The sequence below is a fragment of the Oscillospiraceae bacterium genome (assembly GCA_009780275.1).
GTDB lineage: Bacteria > Bacillota > Clostridia > Oscillospirales > UBA929 > WRAI01.
This window is the reverse complement of the sequence record WRAI01000001.1, coordinates 29454-46617: the sequence shown is the minus strand read 5'-3', so window position 1 is coordinate 46617 and position 17164 is coordinate 29454. Positions and strand designations below refer to the sequence as shown.

Sequence of the window (17164 nt, the reverse complement as noted above, 5' to 3'; positions counted from 1 at the left end):
CCGCGCGTAAACGGGGCGGCTGTTTCATATGTTGAAATAAAAATAAAGGGAGGTCAACCCATGCAAGCCATTAAAATCTGGCTCCGCGCCGCAAGCATCCGCGCTGTCCGTACCATGGCACAGACAGCGGCTGCAATCATCAGTACCAAAGCCGTATTGAGCGAAGTCAATTGGCAAATCGTTGTTTCAGCCGTCGCGTTATCGGGCATTTTGTCAGTTTTAACGGCGTTGGCCGGCTTGCCCGAATGCAAGGAGGAAGACAAATGAACATTGTACAAGATTTTATCCCTGTGGGCCGCAGAAACCGCCCCGGCCGGGTGAGCCCCATGCGCTTTATCACCATCCATAACACCGGCAACAGCGACCGCGGCGCTAACGCACGGGCACACAATACATTCATTCGCAGCACGACAGCGACCAACGCACCAATAAGCTGGCATTACACTGTCGATGAACGTGAGATTTTTCAACACTTGCCCGACAACGAAGACGCTTTTCATGCCGGCGATGGCGCGGGCCCCGGCAACCGGCAATCCATCGGCATCGAAATCTGCCAAAATGCCGATGGCGACCTACTCGCCGCCAACAATCGCGCGACTGAGTTAACAGCGTTGTTGTGCCGGCGGTACAACATTCAAACAACAAATATCGTACAACACCATCATTGGAACGGCAAGAGCTGCCCGCAAATGCTCCGCAGCGGGCGTCCGTATGATTGGCACACATTCCTCGCCCGCGTACGCGGCGCAATACAGCCACCACCCGCGCCTGCACCGCCAACATTCACACCTTACCGCGTGCACGTGACGGCAGCCCGAGGCCTTAACATCCGCCGTGGCGCAGGCACAAACTACGCCCGCGTCGGCGCTTTACCCCGCAACACGCAAGTCACCGTTGTTGCCGAATCCGACGGCCAGGGCGCAAGGCGTTGGGGTCGGCTGTTGAACGGCCGCGGATGGATTGCACTGGATTTTACGGCGAAAATGTAACCGATAGCAGAGAAACAGGCATGCCCATAAATGACAACGCAACAAAACTCGAACACAACAGCTAAGATAAAGGCAGTCGATGTATCATCATCGACTGCCTCTATTATTGTTCTCTCTACATCCTGCTCCACATTAACCAAACCAATGCCCCCTGCGTCACCGCCATCAATGGCAAGCCAAGCATAAATTTCTTATGCTTGGTCTTATGCCGCACCAACTTCATGCAGACAAACATAGCAACCGAGCCACCCAACAGCGCAATCAGCATCAGCGTCCGTTCCGGCACGCGGCTGCGTTGCTTCTTAGCGGCTTGTTTATCGTAAACGGCGGCAATGACAGCGATAATCGAAATCGCGGCGAGGTAAGTCAATATTATATCCATGTGTTGATTATACTCCATCGTCTCCTCTTTGTAAAGAGAGGACGATATATCTCTATACACAGCAATGTCATAATGGCGAATGATTTTCCCACTCCGCATATGATGTAACGCTACCCCACAAAAAAGCACGCTTTTATCGAATTTTATAAGGTATTTGTCAAGTGTTGCATAGATATGTTTATAGGGTGTTTACACAGCGCACAAAACATTTTTAAGTGCAATTGGACGCTGAAAGCGCCCATCGGCAACTAGACCCCAAGACAAAAATATGCTACACTACAAATAATAACTTAATATGGGGTGACTGCCATGATTGAACTGACTAACTTGTCCAAAAACTTCGGCAAGGTGCAGGCCTTGCGCAACGTCAATTTGCAAGTCGAATCGGGTGAAGTCTTCGCCTACATCGGCCCCAACGGCGCGGGCAAATCCACGACCATCCGCGTGTTGTTGGGTATCCTCAAAGCCACACAGGGTCAAGCCAAAGTTTTCGGCCAAGACGCTTGGCGCGACGCTGTCAGGATTCACACGAAAATCGCCTATGTCCCGGGTGATGTCAACCTCTGGCCAAATCTAACCGGCGGTGAGGTTATCGATTTGTTTGCCAAATTGCGCGGTCATTATGACAAAGGCCTACGTGATAAACTCGTCAAAGACTTTGATCTCGATACCACAAAAAAATGTCGCACCTATTCCAAAGGCAACCGCCAAAAAGTCGCGCTGATTGCCGCTTTTGCTTCTGATGTTGACTTATACATCCTTGACGAACCGACCAGCGGGCTGGATCCCTTGATGGAGCTTGTTTTTCAAGAGTACGTTTTGGCGCAAAAGAATCGCGGCAAGGGTATTTTCCTGTCCAGTCATATCATGAGCGAGGTCGAAAAGCTGTGTGATCGCATCGGCATTATCCGCGACGGCGAAGTTGTGCAGGTCGGCACGCTCGACGAGTTGCGTCATTTGACCCGCTACACCATAAAAGTGGTCACCGATCGACCGATTGAGGGGTTGGAGAATTTGCCAGGCATCTTTGATATCGCGCCAATGGGTGATGCGCTGACGTTCCATGTCGATACGGCACAAATGGGTATGATTATCAACCATGTCAATCAGTTTGGCATAAAATTATTACAGAGCACTCCACCGAGCCTGGAAGAATTATTCATGCAGCATTACGGCAGGGACGAGGTGATATAAATGTTTCATAACACCCCCACTCTCACCCGCCTCGCTTTACGCCGCGAACGCACGATGTCTACTGTCTGGGTGCTTATGCTGGCGAGCGTGTTGGCGATGATTTACATCACATTTGGTTCGGCGATGGCTGACGAAGCAAGCCGTACGCAGCTTGCCGGCATGATGGGAAATCCCGCCATGGTCGCTATGTGCGGCCCTGTTTACGGGCAGGATAACTTCACCATCGGCGCAATGTACACCGTTATGATGTTGCTCTTTACCGCCATTGCCGTTGCCGTGGCCAACATTATATTCGTTGTGCGTCACACGCGTGCCGACGAGGAAAAAGGACGTTATGAAGTCGTGCGCTCATTGCCTGTCGGGCGACTTTCCAATCTGCACGCCGCCATGATTAGCGCAGTGTTGGTCAATATCGTCATGGGTTTAGTCGTAGCATTGGCGTTGTTTTTGATAGGGCGCGGCGAGTCAAGTATCACGCTCAATGGCGCATTGCTTTGGGGCACAATACTCATGGCCATTGGGCTCGTATTCGCGTCGATTGCGGCACTATTTGCGCAGTTGTCATCTAGCTCACGCGGCGCAAAAGGGTACAGCTTTACCGCGCTGGCGGTATCCTATCTACTACGCGGCGCAGGCGACGCGGGTGGCATTGAATGGCTGTCACGTATTAGCCCGATGGGTTTGATTCTCCGTGCCCAGCCGTTTATCGAAAATCACTGGTGGCCTGTGCCGATTCTATTATTAACGGCAGTCGGCATTGCAGGCATTGCCTACCGCTTAAATCTGCGGCGTGACATTGATCAAGGGCTTCTGCCTGACAAATCCGGAAAGCCTTATGGCGGCAAGCTGTTGACACATCATATCGGACTTGCATTGAAATTGCTGTTACCTCTGTTAATTATCGGCATTGTTACCATGTCTCTAACAGCCGCATCCTATGGCTCAATTATAGGCGACATTGACGGATTTATCAAAAGCAATGCGTTTTATAAACAACTGCTGCTCCACGTTGATGGCTTTACTATGCCGCAGTTATTTGCCGGCATGATTACCATGCAAATGTCGATTTTCTCTCTGATATTTCTATTGCTATACATCAATAAAGCCAAGGGCGAAGAAAAAGAGCATCGCAGCGAGCTGATTCTCTCAGCACCTATCAAGCGAGCCAGTTATTTAAACGGCTATGCTGTCATTTCCTTTATTGCCAGTATTGTGTTGCAGCTGGTAACGGCGTTTTCGCTCTACGTCGTAGCGTCACAACTGCTTAACAGCCCCGCCGACTTGCCGTTGAGAGGGTTGATCGAAGCCAACTTAGCGTACTTGCCGGCACAATGGGCATTTTTAGGACTGGCGTTATTTTTGATTGGAGTTGCTCCAAAGTTGACAGGGCTTATTTGGGCTGCGTTTGGTGTCAGTTTTTTTGGCGCAATGTTTGGCAATATGCAAGGCTTAACGTGGTTAGGCAACCTTTCGCCCCATGGTATGCTCCCACAATTACCGATGGAAACGATTAACTGGACAACGGTTATCGTAATGCTTGCCGTTGCGTTGAGTTTAACAACACTAGGCTTTATAGGTTATCGACGGCGAGATATCGGTGTCGTATAAAACGAAGAAAGTCCTCCGCGATTGCGGAGGACTTTTTTAATGTGCGCTGCCCATCATCAGCAATGACATATTCATCATTCAAATATTTTGTATTTTTCCTATTGACAAACGTTCGTTCGTTCGCTATAATATGAATACCATGCGTGAAAGGAGTCGAAAAATGGAAAATGACATGACGCCATTCGACGAATTTCTTCATCAAAAAACCTCAACAAAATGCATGCACACATAAGTGTCCGGCAATTTCATGGAACACCTCACGATAGTATATCTATGCGATATGAAAAAAAGATGCGAGGCCTGTATCTCAAAAGATTTCACCAAGAATTACAAAAGCAATTAGTTTTTAACAACAATTAAACCGGCACGTACGCTTTAATTGTTGCATCCGAAATACTGTGAGCTTTGATTTACCAGAGTACACCCCGGGGAATAAGTTGGTGAAGGATGTGATTGCAGCACTTGCTAATATAATTGAAGTATCAAAGCAAGCTATGAAAATCCGATTTCATGAGCTTAAATTTGAACTGAATATGTGTATACTTTGCCCTAAGCACTTACAAGTTAGCGAACATTTTTTGATTTGGAGATTATTTTTATGGTTGAACAAAAGCAACGAAGTGTATTTTGCCCTATTTGCGGAAGAGGAAAACTTGTCAATGTCGCAGTGAATAAGAGAGGAACCGTATATACCCATCCACCGCCACAATATCATCTGGCAAAGATTTTTATCAAATGCCACAAGTGCGGAAAGCAGATTGGCATATCTGTAACATAGTGAAATTAACGATACATACTTAGTCAAGCGCACCACTCACCCGGCTGTGAATTCGGGGTTGCCCTCGCCATAGATGTTGAGGGGTCTGCGGTAGGAGCCTTACAAGTAGCTTTTTTAGCTACATGTAAGGCTCTTTTTTGCCTTTCCAGCAAAAAAGCAGAAAGGCAATTATGGAAGAGCGTATATATTGCCCCATACGCGGGCCGCCAACTTCAATCTATTTTTTTAATCAAAAAATTAGATTGGAGTAACAACTATGTTCGACAACAAAAATGACTACATTCTCAAAACCGAATTGATTGAGGGTATCACACGGTTTTGCGTCAGCTTTATAAACGGCGAAAATATTCTGCAGAATATTGAGGTATCAGAAGCGGTTTACACGACACTTGAAGATTCTCAACGACAAGATAACTCTTTTGCTCGTTGGGGCAGGCGGCGGCTAGAGCAACTCGACTTACAAGACGAAGAACTTTATAACCGTGCTCTACATAAGCCGCAAAGCATAGAGGATACTGTATTAGATGCATTGTACACTGAATTATTTGCACAAGCGGTGGATGAATTATCCGAAGTGCAAAAGCGACGATTTATACTTCATCATGATGTTGGGCTTACCAGCGAGAAAATAGCTGTGATTGAGGGCTGTACGGATCGCGCCGTAAGGTATAGCATTGCACTCGCAAAAGAGGCAATAAAGCAAAATTTGAAAAACTTTTGATGTCAAGCTTCCTTTTTTGCTTCTAAGTGTCCAACTATATGAGAGGGTTTTCACGTCACTTGCCTGGCTATAAAACGTTAAGCAACAGAGAATTATTTTCATCTCTCTTCCCCAGCTAACCATCCGCGGTGGTTTAACATACGTCGTTTCCGAACCATTAGACGTTAAACAACGGTGAGACAAAACCACAGTCAATCGGTCGTCTACGCACACGAAAACAGCGCATTTCGCGCACATAATTTATACAAGCGTGGCTCGCATGACGAGGATTCGGCTGTGGTAAGAAAAATTTTCATTTTAAAAAGGAGTTACACAATGGCAAATGTAGTAAGAGGTGCGGATCGCGTTTTGTTTATGCGACCACTACCGGCAAATGGCACCCCCGGCGATGCGTTCCGCATGGCATTTCAAACCAACCACGAGAAATCAAGCAGTCGTGACGCTAATTCAACCATCACAAAAGACGGCAACGTCAATTCGCTGTCAGAAGTGGTCATTGAGTTTTCGTTAACCACATTGATGGCAGTTACGGATACAGCTCGCGACGCGCTGGAAGCAGCTTATTTGGCTGGCACAACGGTTGAGTTTTGGGATGTAAACAAAACCGGCGTAGACGCAGCGGCGGGCGGCCAATGTCCTGCAATGCGTTATGAGGGTTTCATCACAGAATGGAATGAATCCGCCGGTGCAGAAGATTCCGTCGAGATTTCGTTGTCTACCGCCATCGATGGCGTGGGCACATCTCGTCAAGTTACATTGGCGGCGGGTGGACTCAGTATCACACCTATTCCTACGCCGTAATTAACCCACAGGGGCTGGGCGACTGTCTTTGCAACACAGAGGTGTTTTCGGGTCGCCCACCCCCAAACTAAATAAGGAGATTACAATGATGACAATCACTATCAAACAAAAAGATTACAACCTCTATTTCGGGCTTGACTTTATTGCCTATTTGGACAAAAAATACCATGTCTCGCAAAATGGATTTCAACTCGGTCAAGGTTTAACTTACGTCTTGGCGCAAATTGAATTGGGCAATCCGCTCATTCTCGTCGACCTTATCGTTGCCGGCACACAGACAGGCGCAAAGCCAAAAACCGAGGATATCAAAGCCTATATCGAAAAAGACGCTGATATCGAGGTGCTGATGACCGATTTTTTGTCACAATTAGAGACCTCACCGACGACTCGTTTCACAATGAAGAAACTCGGACAACTGACAGCAGAGGTCAGCGGGAAGTAACCAAAAAATCCCGCACGATTGACGACCTCAAAATCGAAATCATGCGGTACTGTAAAATCTACGACCCCATACAACTGGGTCGTTTCACGTTGCGGCAGTACTTTCTCACAATGAAAGCCGTTCGCTTACAGTTACTTGACAAAGAGCGCGATTTACACGCCCAAGCATGGCTTAATGTACAAGCCAAAGCAACTAAGCAGCGCGGCAAGAAAGTCGTGCCGTATTTCAAAAGCTTTGATGCGTTTTTCTCATATCCCGAAGAGGATTCGCCAGCGAAGCGACAGAAGGTGCAAGAGATGGACGCGCTCAAGGCTATGGTGCTGCGGGCCAACACGATGAACGGCGGTTAGCCGATATAGAGCAAACCGCCGCAGAGAGGAGAGGATTATGCAAATTGTATGGAATCGTCTGATATCAATCACCGATGCTGACATTAAAGACGGCGAGTTTATTGTACCCAACGGCGTTACGGCCATCGGCAAAGGCGTATTTAGAGGGCGAAAAGAATTAAGGCATATTGTATTGCCTGAAGGAATCTTATCAATTGGCAACATAGCATTCCGCGAATGCACCGGATTGTTTGACATAACATTCCCAAGCAGCCTCGTTACCATTGGCGATGGTGCTTTTTGCGATTGCTCACGTCTAACTGAAATTTCTTTCGCGAAAGGACTTGCATCCATTGGCGCTTGGGCATTTCGTGACTGTACCGAACTATCTGAAATCACACTTCCGAACACACTGAGGTTTATTGGCAATGAGGCTTTTCACGGGTGTAATGAACTAGAAAACATCACACTCAATTCACTAGACGGAGAAATCACACATCAGTGCAAGTGCATTGATCAAATATTGACCTTTATCCAAGGCTATCGCGTATACAACGCAGGCACGAAAGTATATAAAGCACAATCCTTTCACGGGATGCGACACAAGGCACTCGTTCTCGATGATTGTATTGTTGTTGAAAAAAATGGGCTGTATGCACACGGCAAAACAATTAAAGCCGCAATGGACGACCTGCGCTTTAAGCACTCGAATGAACGCGGCGCCGACCAATACAGGCATATCGATATTGATGAGCAAATTCCATTGGACGAAATTTTGTCTATGTATCGTGTTATCACCGGCGCTTGTCGGCTTGGCGTAGAACAGTTTGTCCTGTTATTGGGCACAAAGAGAAAACGCACATATTCTCCACGCGAAGTTATCGAAAGGACACAAGGGCATTATGGCCATGACATGTTTGAATGGTTTTGGAATAACGCCTAAACACCACCCTGTCTTTGCTTCCCTATCGCTATCCACTCTCGAATCCTTGCCTCCATAGCTTTGTCGTCCGCATAAAACTTACACACTTGTTGATAAAGTTCGTCTTTAATTTGAGCACGATTATTAGCCTCGGACTCCCTTTCATCTACTTCGGCATTGATTTTATCTAACTCAGCCTCTACTTTTTTGCGCTCAGTTCTATATTCAGCCACTTTTTGGTCGCTAAATGAGGAGGCGCTTTTTAATGTAAGTTTTTTTATACGTGACATTAATGAGTTTGATGTCTTTACGAGCAAAGTAGTCGCTTCCACAAAATCAGAATAGTCATTAGTGTAATCAGCGTAACGATTTAAAACCCCATGACCAAAGCTCGAAAGTTCCTGTGCTTGGGCTTCAAGTGCCGAGATTTCTAATACCTCTTCTGATGTGAAAACTTTTTGTCCTTTTAGTTTCATGAGTAACGGCAAATCGATAGTTTCAAAACTTTTTAACCTTGAATCTTCTCTATCGCATTCTTTGATAATCTCTTTGCTTTTAGTGATAAATTCTTTATTTTTTGCAATTTGCTCTTTATTTTTTGCAATACGCTCTTCACATATTGCAACCCTTGCATTATTCTCTGCAATGCGTTCAGCGTTTTTTGCAATTCGTTCGTCAATCTTTTTATTCTCTTTATGAATCTTTTTATTTTGTTTTTGTGCAAATTTTGGATTTTTCGACATTCGCGCAACCCAAATAGCAGAATGTAAAACAATTGCCACAATTATTATAATGATTACGCTAAGTCCTATAAACAAATATAACATAAGATACGCCCTTCTATAATGCTTAATTATTATCACTATATCACATGCCATTTCAAAAATCAAATCATACAAAGGAGACTATTATGAGTCAAATACAAAATATCGCACTACAACTCGACTTACCCACAAATGTTATATCACAATTAGCAAATATCAGTCAACGCCTAAATGATATAACGAGTTCTGCTAATAAAACAACCAGTTCATGGGAAAGAATGGCTCATAGAGCCGGACAATTTAATAACGTTTATAGGGCATTAGATAAGGCAAGAAAGGCAATCAACAAAGTCAAGGATGCTGAAACACGCGCAAAAGCAGTAAAGGCAGCCTATAATGCCCAAAAAATTATAGCAGCAGCAAAAGCAAAACTAAGTGCCGCTGCATATAAGGTCGAAACAGCCGCCTTAACACTTAATGACGCTGCGGCAACGAAGCTGAAAACCAAGAACAATGCATTGCTAGCGTCACAAACAGCTCTCCGATACGGAGCGAAAAAAAGTGCAATAGCACTCAAACTAAAAGCTGCTGGTCTTAAAATAGTAAGTGTTGCGCTAAAAGTCGCATCTGTTGCTGTGAAAATCTTTAACAAAGTGCTGATGATGAACCCCATATTCGCTGTTATAGCGGCTATTGTAGCCTTAGTAGCCATCGTTGGCGGACTTATTTCAATTTTTAGGCGCAATAATTGCGAATCTAAACGACTACAAAAGCAGTACGAAGAACTAAACGAAAGCATCGCGGCTAACGCCAGAGCAAACGACCGAGCGCGTCAATCTATTCAACAACAAACTACCACAGCAAGCAGACTGACAAACGAGCTTGAGCGGTTGAACCGGATAGAAAATAAATCGGCGGCAGATAAACAGCGTACACGCGAAATTGTTGATACACTTAATAGTACATACAGCGACCTTAATATTTCCGTCGATGAGTATGGCAATTTGCTCGGTCATACCACCGATGAAATCCAGAAGCACATACGAGAGGCAAAAGGTGTAGAGGAGCTTCAACGAATACAAACGCGCAGAAACGAACTTTTAGACGAACAGAGCTCTCTGCAACAAGCATTGATAGAAGAACAGCGGGAGCTTGAGCGACTGGAAGCATCCAACAACAGTAAAGACAGCGATAAAATCGACGAATCGCGTGAACGTATCGAAAGCATGGAGCAAAGCTTGTTAGATGCAGCCGATGCATATGAGCAATATGCCTATGCCGAACGGTACGCAATTTCACAGTCCGGCGAGTTGATTGAAGACCTTGCTAAACGTCATAATACATCGACTGATGAGATTGTTGGGGCTATGCGTCGCTATAATATTTGTATGGATGATGCGGCGGCGCACATGGGTATGCTTAATGATAGAGCAGATGAGTTTGGGGTATCGTTGGACGAACTTACAGACACGCTGGAACGTCAAGGCATCCCTATGCAAAACCTTGTCAATATGACGCCGGAGCTAGCCGGGGCAACCGTAGAGGCCGCTGTTGCTATGGATCAACTTATGCAAGCCTACGATGACGCGTATGACGCGGCATTGTCAAGCATTGAGTCGCAAATCGGGCTGTTTGGCCGCCTTGACTTTGAAACCGAAAAAACTGCCGGGTCTATGGTTAACACTTGGTTGGGTCAAGCAGCGGACTTTGAAAAACATACGGAAAACTTAGCAAGAGCCGCACAAATGGGAATGGCACCGGAAGTTGTCGCAGCATTTAACGATGTAAGCCGTGCCGGAGAACTTAACGCGTTGCTGGACGGCATTGAAAACGGCTGTAACTCAATGGCAGAGATGGGCGATACGGCAGAAGAGCAGATGGACGCTGTCAATAGCGCGTTTGCTTCTGCAGATATGGGCGCACAGGATTTAGCAAGCGCCATGGCCAAGATTGAGTCAGACTTTGAAAACGGCATGATAGCCATTGTAACTCTTTACGAAACACAAATACAAGAATTGGATGTGAGCGATCGATGCCAACGATATGGTCAGGATTCGATAAATGGGCTAATCAACGGGTTGAGGAGCCGAGAAGGCGCCGCCGGAGATGCCATTAATAGGATATGCGACAGCATTTTAGGCCGATTGCGCGGAAGCCTCCGCATCAACTCGCCATCGCGGGTCATGGATGACATGGGCACTCAGACCATGCAGGGCTTTATCAACGGCATAAACAACAAAGAGCGAGCCGCAACATCGGCTGCGCAGAGAATTGCTAACGGTGTAAGCAACACCATCTCACGCGCCTTGCGCATCAATTCGCCATCACGTGTGATGATGAGTCTCGGGCGACACACTATCAGCGGTTTCTGCCTCGGCATAGAACGCATGCAACGGCGCGTCAAAAGCATTATAACACAAACGGCCTGCATGGTGCAAGACGGGCTAAATGTTGCATTGAACTCCGGTGAAATCAGCGGCAACTTAGCCCTTGTCACAGCCGATGGAGACAGCACAACACAGACCCGCATGATGGAGCGGTTAATCGGCGCCGTAGAGGCGGGCAAAACAATCGTAATGGACTCCGGCGAGCTGGTTGGCGCGACATACTCGCACTTCGATACCGCAGGCGGACAAGCCATTGCGTACAACTCAAGATGGGGGAGGTAATATTTATGAATAACTTACCAAATGTAACAAATAGACTTTCAGCTGAAAAGGAGATAACTCACGGCATTCGATTCGGCAAATTCAACTCAAAAGAACACAAACTATTTCTGCATGAGCGCGTTGCACCAACGCCGCAGGAGAAAGAAATTAAAGTCAGCGTGCCTTATCAACAAGGCTGCGTTGATATGTCCCATCTCCTGGGACATCGTGTATATGAGAATCGGACCATTACTTATACGTTCTATCGATTTGGCGTGGCCAAGAATGAGTCAGGTAATATGCAATCTGCAATTACCAATTTGGTGATGTTGAATTTTGACGAACCGCTGCATGACAGCTACGAGTCTGGTTTTTTCTACCGCGGCAAGTGCCGCGAGGTGCTGGTGGTCGACGAATATGCGCATCGGCGGTTGCGGGTTGAGATGACGTTTGAGCTGCATCCGTTCAAGCTTCGCAACGATGCCGAAATTTTAAGATGGTCAGTTCTATGGGACTCGCCTACCAATGTCCATATATTTAACAACGGAGTACTGCCTATACCGCTCACTTTACTGTCAACAGGATACGTAAACATTGGGCTCAATGATAATCAACTACAGGAAGTCCCGCCCAATCGTCCGACGCTGTTTAAATTGCGCCCGGGCCAAAATGAGATTTGGATGCATGCTAACAGATTTCTATTTACGGGTGCAGATATTACACTTACATGGCGAGAGGAGTTGTTATAATGTATTACGCATATATAGACGAAAACAAACCCTTACATGATCCGAGCTCGGATTCGGCAGTATTGTATCGAGGACAAGTTACACTTGTCCTCAATGCAATCAATGATTTCCGTTTCTCTATTTTACAGAGCCATCCGCTGTTTGACGGCGGCATTGAGCCGTATCGATCGCGCGTAACCGTTATGCGTGGAGACGCGCAAGTGTTCTGCGGCCGTATCATCGATTGCACACAAAAGATGGGTAATGACGGTCTGATGCTCAAAGAATACATCGCCGAGTGTGAACTGGCGTATTTATTGGACAGCGTACAGGATGTTCAGGAATTGCATAACTCCACGGCGGAGACATACTTAAAGGCAATTCTTAAACACCATAACAGAAGAACCAACGGCAAAAAGAAGATTAAACTTGGTACTATCGACATTGAGATGCAAAGAACCTTTCGCCATATCACACACGAGTCTTCATGGCAGAATGTGAAAAATCTTGTCAATGAGTTGGGTGGATACGTCAAGCTGCGTTATGATGATAATGGCAGTCGTCGTTTAGATTACCTGCCGAATCCGAGCACACAAGAATCCGATGAGCGCACTACCATTGAGCTTGCCGTCAATTTGCAAAGCATTCAATCCAATCAGCGGCCTGAGCAGTCTATTACTCGTATTGTGCCGTTGGGTATGGAGCTAGACAACGTAGAAGTTGCGATTAGGAGGCTGGAGCTTAAAGGGGTCATACGTTCACCTGAGTGGTGGTTGTACAGGTATCATCGTGAGGGTGGCTTCGCTGAGTCAAGTGCTCTGGGAACTCGCTGGGTCGGACGTGCTTTGATTGTCTTTTCTGAGTCAAATTTTCGCAACGATGTTGATTTAAACTCTGCTAACATTCCCCATGACCGTGAAGCGTTTCATGCTGCTATTGCTTCGTTAAGCACAGCGGGCGTTGTTAATAACCCGGACTATTGGAAAACCATATGCACAGAGGCTTGTCCAACTGATTGTACCCACGGAAATTTGCGGCTTTTATTCTGCCGTGTAAACTATGCTTTAGACATATATAACCCTCGCTCACCGCTGGTCGATGCACCGAGGCAGCGTCTAACCATGCGGAGTCTAACAAACGATAAACGAGATTGGCTTCCTGTATCCAGCGTTGATGAAGCCATTAAGCGGCTGGTTGACGCCGGGCTCATGGATAGTGAGGAGAGCAATGTGCGTTGGTGGCGAGATAATCACACGCTCATCAGCAATGAAGCGGGGCGGTTGATGATTATGCTGTCACTGCTCAATTATAGTGAAACACCGGTGAGACCATCAAGTGTTGACAGACAAGATTTGTTCGATACTGCGGTTGACAGACTTGCAAGAATAGGTGCCATTACCGCACCGAATTTTTGGAAAACCCGCTTTAATGTAGCCTGTCGTTTTGAACGTGGGTTGCCTAGGTGCCCCGGTTGTCCTCATGATAGAACACCACCTGAAGAGAGATGCATGTTAACAGATCGCATCCGATGGTTGATTCGCTATACAAGCGATAACATAGCAGATGAAAAAAATGCATACGCTCCTTTGCCGGTTGTAGAAAAGGCACTTATCTTTGATGATGTATCAAGTCCGGCTGAGTTAGTCAGACAAGGCAGTGCGTGGTCAGATCATTTTCTGTTGCCCAACAGCGTCACCATCAGCGCACTTGATTTATCGCTAGTTGACGCCGAGAACTTTAATCCCTTTGAAGTGGGTAATACGTATCGAGCTAAAAATCATATTTTGGGCATTAATGCCAAGTATCGCCTCATTGAACAACAGCTTGATATTGTTAGCCCCATCAAAAGCAGCCTGATATTCGGCGACAGGCAAGCATCTCTAAGCCGCGGCCCATCATCCGGGTCACAAAGTACAGCAAGAGGCGCAGCTACCGGCGGTCACGATCACAATGCCGCTGATATCACTGCCGGCACATTGACTATAGCGCGCATTCCAATAGGAGAAACAGCGTCAACAGTTAGCTTGGGCAACCATACACATACAGCGGTGCAAGTAGGCGCTGTTCCGACCTCGCATTTGACATCGTCTAACGCACACACACCGGCCAATGTAGGCGCTGCACCCGCCGTCCATGTCGGCTCAACCGGCGCGGCTCACGGAAGCGCAACAGTGGCAGTCGCTGGGTTTATGTCTAGCGCAGACAAGGCTAAATTAGACGGTGTAGCGAACAACGCGAACAATTTCACTCACCCGGCGCATACCGCACGGAACACTGAACTAACCGGCGGGCAAGTGTACAGCAATGTTACGGTAGACGCACAAGGTCATACCACAGGACTTGCAATACGCAACCTTACGGCGGCTAATATTGGAGCGGCAACGACAGCCAATCTCACTGCACACACCGGCAACACAACCGTACATATCACTGCCGCTGAACGTACACGGTGGAATAACACAGCAGGCAACGCAACCGCCCCAGGCCGCCCCAGCACCATTGTAGTGGCCGCCCACGATGCGCGGCAGCACACTATCAACGCCGGTTTCGATTTTCGTTGTGGTTCCACCAATGCCCATACGCAAATCAATCAAGCTCTACAAGCCGCCGGTGCAGGTGGTAAGGTGTACTTATCTGAGGGGACATACAATGTAGGCAACACTCTTATCAACATTCCGGAAAACGTAACCTTGGTAGGTGCGGGAAAGGATGCCACAGTATTAAATGTAAGTGCAGCAACTGCTATTGATATGCAAGCGGCAAGCCAATTACAAGATGTACGGGTGAAGTCTGTCAGTGCGGCGAACACCACTGCGTTGGTTCGCCTCCAAGGCATCGACACGATCATTGAACGCTGTGTGTTTGATGGGAATACAAGAGACGCATCAACTTTTACAACGCGCTATAACCATGGTGTATTTGTGAATACGCAAACTTGCAGAATTACCGACTGCTTCTTAGGCGGATTTAGAAGTTATGCGATCCATACCGCGGTCAATCAATCTCGAAGTACAATCAGAACATGTCACTTCACACGCCCAATATCAATCACCGGCAATAACATCGTTCTTTTTGGTAACAACTTCTTTCAATTAACATCTACCTCATACGCCATTCGTGCATCAGGCGACAATTGGCGAGTACAAAGCAACAATGTTGTTGGCGGCGGATTGTTTATTGCCGAGGGGGCAATAACGCGGCACGCTATTACAGGGAATACTACAACAGGTACGAATTTCAGCATTATGTGTCAACGAACAATGTCGCTTATAAATGTTTCAAACAATAGCTTCTCCGGAGATATAAAGTTTGTTTCAACCTATGGTGTCAGCAACGTGAATCAGATTAAAATCTCGGATAATATTTGCAATCGGATCATCGTTATGAGGAGCGGCACCGGAAATCCGCAATTAAGCAGATTTAGCATAACCGGCAACATCTCTTCAGGAATAAGTCAATTTAGAGATTTAAACGCTTCCTTGGTAACTGATAATTTAGGTCCTACTCCCACTACAAGCAATAATGCTGCAAACACCAGAATCAATAACCACCCTGTGTAAAGGAGAACAAATGATGAAAAGCAAACATTTTCAACTATCAGAAACACCCAAGGGGAAATTTATAGAATTTCTCAAGTATGTCGTTCACATAAAAAACGATGAAAAGGTGGAGTGGGATTACGATGAAAGCCGTGTGGTCGAAACAAAGCATCCGAATATGTGGGTTGCTGATGAAAGCAATGTGCCGGTCGAAGAGTATTTCCGCCGGGCCGGACATGAGTTTTCCTTTGAAGGCAAGAACCCGCTGCGCATTCGCTTGGATGGCGCGCTCATCGATGTAACAGATTTTTTCAAAATCGACCCTCTGACTGCCCTTATGCACGGCACACTTGAAGACATCCAAAAGGTTATTGCACTTGCCGGCGAAGGGAATGATGCTTGGCCGCCGCATCAAGTAGGCAATCTGCACTTATTCAAACATTGGTTTACCAACCGTGGATGTGTCGTTGAGCATTTCAGTGATGAATTCCCATTGTATATTCTTGTTAACGGCACTTTATTCTTGATGAGTGAGTTTGAACGTATTCATGACCGCTTGTATGGACGTGAAGAGCAGTTCAATGCCATGCTAACCGTCATCCCAAAGGAGTACAAACCACTGGGTGGTCGATATACGGGCATGGATTTAATCCAACGTATTAACTCACTCAATATGCCCGATTATGTCGAAGTTGAAGTCTACTCTGAAGAAGAACTACAAGAACTCACGGAGAATGCTAAGATTTGGGTTGGCGAAGATTATATTGTAGAGGCCAATGATATTCCGGCAGAAGTGGCACATTTGGAAGGCACTGCCGTAACCGATGCATTGATGGCACAACAGCTCGTTGACGGCACATATATCGCTACGCCCACACTTGACGACCTCACACGTGCTATTGTTGAACTAACAAAATCATCCGCGGGCGAAATGCCGGCTCTTACTAAACTTAAGACACACTTGGAGGAAATGTTATGACTTATAAACTCATTGAAATGGCGGCGATTTTTGCAGCTATCCTCACCCTTATTGCCGGATTCTCTGTCGTATATAAGCCGGTACGCAAATTACTTAGTCGATTAGAAGCGCTCGAAAATGAACTCGATAAACATCAAGCAGAGATGGCTACATCTAAGGATGCAAGAGCGGTTCTGCTCGGCGGCGTATTGGCTTGCCTTGAAGGCTTGCAAGAGCAAGGGTGTAACGGCTCAGTCGTAGAAACCAGTGTGGTTATTCGACAGTTTTTGATTGCGCAAACACGAAAGTGAGGTGTCTCATATGAGGAGAGCAGAAAGAGCGGGCCAATACTCAAAATTAC

The 17164-nt window shown here is 46.5% G+C and carries 16 protein-coding genes; 14 read left to right on the top strand and 2 right to left on the bottom strand.

The genetic code is table 11. The annotated features are described in order from the left end of the window. Positions 1-60: 60 nt before the first annotated feature. Entirely contained in the window at positions 61-267 is a 207-nt protein-coding gene (locus FWE06_00215; GenBank protein MCL2545603.1) for a holin, read from the top strand. Next, entirely contained in the window at positions 264-989 is a 726-nt protein-coding gene (locus FWE06_00210) for an N-acetylmuramoyl-L-alanine amidase (GenBank protein ID MCL2545602.1), read from the top strand. The genes FWE06_00215 and FWE06_00210 overlap by 4 nt, the downstream gene beginning before the upstream one ends. 115 nt (positions 990-1104) lie before the next feature. Here FWE06_00210 and FWE06_00205 read toward each other — a convergent pair whose 3' ends face one another. After that, positions 1105-1389, bottom strand: a complete 285-nt coding sequence (locus tag FWE06_00205; GenBank protein MCL2545601.1) for a DUF1294 domain-containing protein — start codon at positions 1387-1389, stop codon at positions 1105-1107. Between the two features lie 291 nt (positions 1390-1680). On the opposite strand from FWE06_00205, the gene FWE06_00200 reads away from it, so the two are divergent. The 7 genes from FWE06_00200 (at position 1681) to FWE06_00170 (ending at position 8187) form a co-directional block, all read left to right on the top strand. Then, on the top strand, positions 1681-2565 hold the full coding sequence (locus tag FWE06_00200; GenBank protein MCL2545600.1) for an ABC transporter ATP-binding protein: 885 nt from the start codon (positions 1681-1683) through the stop codon (positions 2563-2565). After that, entirely contained in the window at positions 2566-4173 is a 1608-nt protein-coding gene (locus tag FWE06_00195) for a hypothetical protein (protein MCL2545599.1), read from the top strand. Between the two features lie 1034 nt (positions 4174-5207). Further along, the gene (locus FWE06_00190; GenBank protein ID MCL2545598.1) at positions 5208-5672 is read left to right on the top strand and encodes a hypothetical protein; all 465 of its coding nucleotides are present in this window, start codon (positions 5208-5210) and stop codon (positions 5670-5672) included. A 315-nt stretch (positions 5673-5987) separates the two neighbouring features. Further along, on the top strand, positions 5988-6473 hold the full coding sequence (locus FWE06_00185; GenBank protein ID MCL2545597.1) for a phage major tail protein, TP901-1 family: 486 nt from the start codon (positions 5988-5990) through the stop codon (positions 6471-6473). An 85-nt stretch (positions 6474-6558) separates the two neighbouring features. After that, entirely contained in the window at positions 6559-6915 is a 357-nt protein-coding gene (locus FWE06_00180; GenBank protein MCL2545596.1) for a tail assembly chaperone, read from the top strand. A gap of 41 nt (positions 6916-6956) precedes the next feature. After that, complete coding sequence (locus FWE06_00175) at positions 6957-7265, top strand: hypothetical protein (protein ID MCL2545595.1); 309 nt, start codon at positions 6957-6959, stop codon at positions 7263-7265. A gap of 37 nt (positions 7266-7302) precedes the next feature. Continuing rightward, positions 7303-8187 carry a leucine-rich repeat domain-containing protein gene (locus FWE06_00170; GenBank protein MCL2545594.1) on the top strand — a complete coding sequence of 295 codons (885 nt, stop codon included), beginning with the start codon at positions 7303-7305 and terminating at the stop codon, positions 8185-8187. Here the strand turns inward: FWE06_00170 and FWE06_00165 are convergent. Then, positions 8184-8993: a hypothetical protein gene (locus tag FWE06_00165; protein ID MCL2545593.1), complete on the bottom strand. Its 810-nt coding sequence runs from the start codon at positions 8991-8993 to the stop codon at positions 8184-8186. The two genes, FWE06_00170 and FWE06_00165, sit on opposite strands and share 4 nt — an antisense overlap. Before the next feature lie 83 nt (positions 8994-9076). On the opposite strand from FWE06_00165, the gene FWE06_00160 reads away from it, so the two are divergent. From FWE06_00160 to FWE06_00140, 5 genes are read left to right on the top strand one after another with little or no spacing between them, the layout of a single operon-like run. Next, complete coding sequence (locus FWE06_00160) at positions 9077-11599, top strand: hypothetical protein (GenBank protein ID MCL2545592.1); 2523 nt, start codon at positions 9077-9079, stop codon at positions 11597-11599. A gap of 5 nt (positions 11600-11604) precedes the next feature. Next, on the top strand, positions 11605-12327 hold the full coding sequence (locus FWE06_00155) for a hypothetical protein (GenBank protein ID MCL2545591.1): 723 nt from the start codon (positions 11605-11607) through the stop codon (positions 12325-12327). Further along, a complete protein-coding gene (locus FWE06_00150; protein MCL2545590.1) occupies positions 12327-15866 on the top strand; it encodes a hypothetical protein in 3540 nt (1179 codons plus the stop codon). Before FWE06_00155 ends, FWE06_00150 begins: the two co-directional genes overlap by 1 nt. A 10-nt stretch (positions 15867-15876) precedes the next feature. Next, a complete protein-coding gene (locus FWE06_00145; GenBank protein MCL2545589.1) occupies positions 15877-16824 on the top strand; it encodes a hypothetical protein in 948 nt (315 codons plus the stop codon). Continuing rightward, the gene (locus tag FWE06_00140) at positions 16821-17114 is read left to right on the top strand and encodes a hypothetical protein (protein ID MCL2545588.1); all 294 of its coding nucleotides are present in this window, start codon (positions 16821-16823) and stop codon (positions 17112-17114) included. The genes FWE06_00145 and FWE06_00140 overlap by 4 nt, the downstream gene beginning before the upstream one ends. Positions 17115-17164: the final 50 nt, after the last annotated feature.

Coding starts and splice junctions, on each gene's coding strand:
- FWE06_00170 (MCL2545594.1), top strand. CDS start 7,303: ATGCAAATTGTATGGAATCGTCTGATATCAATCACCGATGCTGACATT.
- FWE06_00155 (MCL2545591.1), top strand. CDS start 11,605: ATGAATAACTTACCAAATGTAACAAATAGACTTTCAGCTGAAAAGGAG.
- FWE06_00160 (MCL2545592.1), top strand. CDS start 9,077: ATGAGTCAAATACAAAATATCGCACTACAACTCGACTTACCCACAAAT.
- FWE06_00190 (MCL2545598.1), top strand. CDS start 5,208: ATGTTCGACAACAAAAATGACTACATTCTCAAAACCGAATTGATTGAG.
- FWE06_00205 (MCL2545601.1), bottom strand. CDS start 1,389: ATGGAGTATAATCAACACATGGATATAATATTGACTTACCTCGCCGCG.
- FWE06_00175 (MCL2545595.1), top strand. CDS start 6,957: ATGCGGTACTGTAAAATCTACGACCCCATACAACTGGGTCGTTTCACG.
- FWE06_00185 (MCL2545597.1), top strand. CDS start 5,988: ATGGCAAATGTAGTAAGAGGTGCGGATCGCGTTTTGTTTATGCGACCA.
- FWE06_00215 (MCL2545603.1), top strand. CDS start 61: ATGCAAGCCATTAAAATCTGGCTCCGCGCCGCAAGCATCCGCGCTGTC.
- FWE06_00210 (MCL2545602.1), top strand. CDS start 264: ATGAACATTGTACAAGATTTTATCCCTGTGGGCCGCAGAAACCGCCCC.
- FWE06_00200 (MCL2545600.1), top strand. CDS start 1,681: ATGATTGAACTGACTAACTTGTCCAAAAACTTCGGCAAGGTGCAGGCC.
- FWE06_00180 (MCL2545596.1), top strand. CDS start 6,559: ATGATGACAATCACTATCAAACAAAAAGATTACAACCTCTATTTCGGG.
- FWE06_00165 (MCL2545593.1), bottom strand. CDS start 8,993: ATGTTATATTTGTTTATAGGACTTAGCGTAATCATTATAATAATTGTG.
- FWE06_00195 (MCL2545599.1), top strand. CDS start 2,566: ATGTTTCATAACACCCCCACTCTCACCCGCCTCGCTTTACGCCGCGAA.
- FWE06_00150 (MCL2545590.1), top strand. CDS start 12,327: ATGTATTACGCATATATAGACGAAAACAAACCCTTACATGATCCGAGC.
- FWE06_00140 (MCL2545588.1), top strand. CDS start 16,821: ATGACTTATAAACTCATTGAAATGGCGGCGATTTTTGCAGCTATCCTC.
- FWE06_00145 (MCL2545589.1), top strand. CDS start 15,877: ATGATGAAAAGCAAACATTTTCAACTATCAGAAACACCCAAGGGGAAA.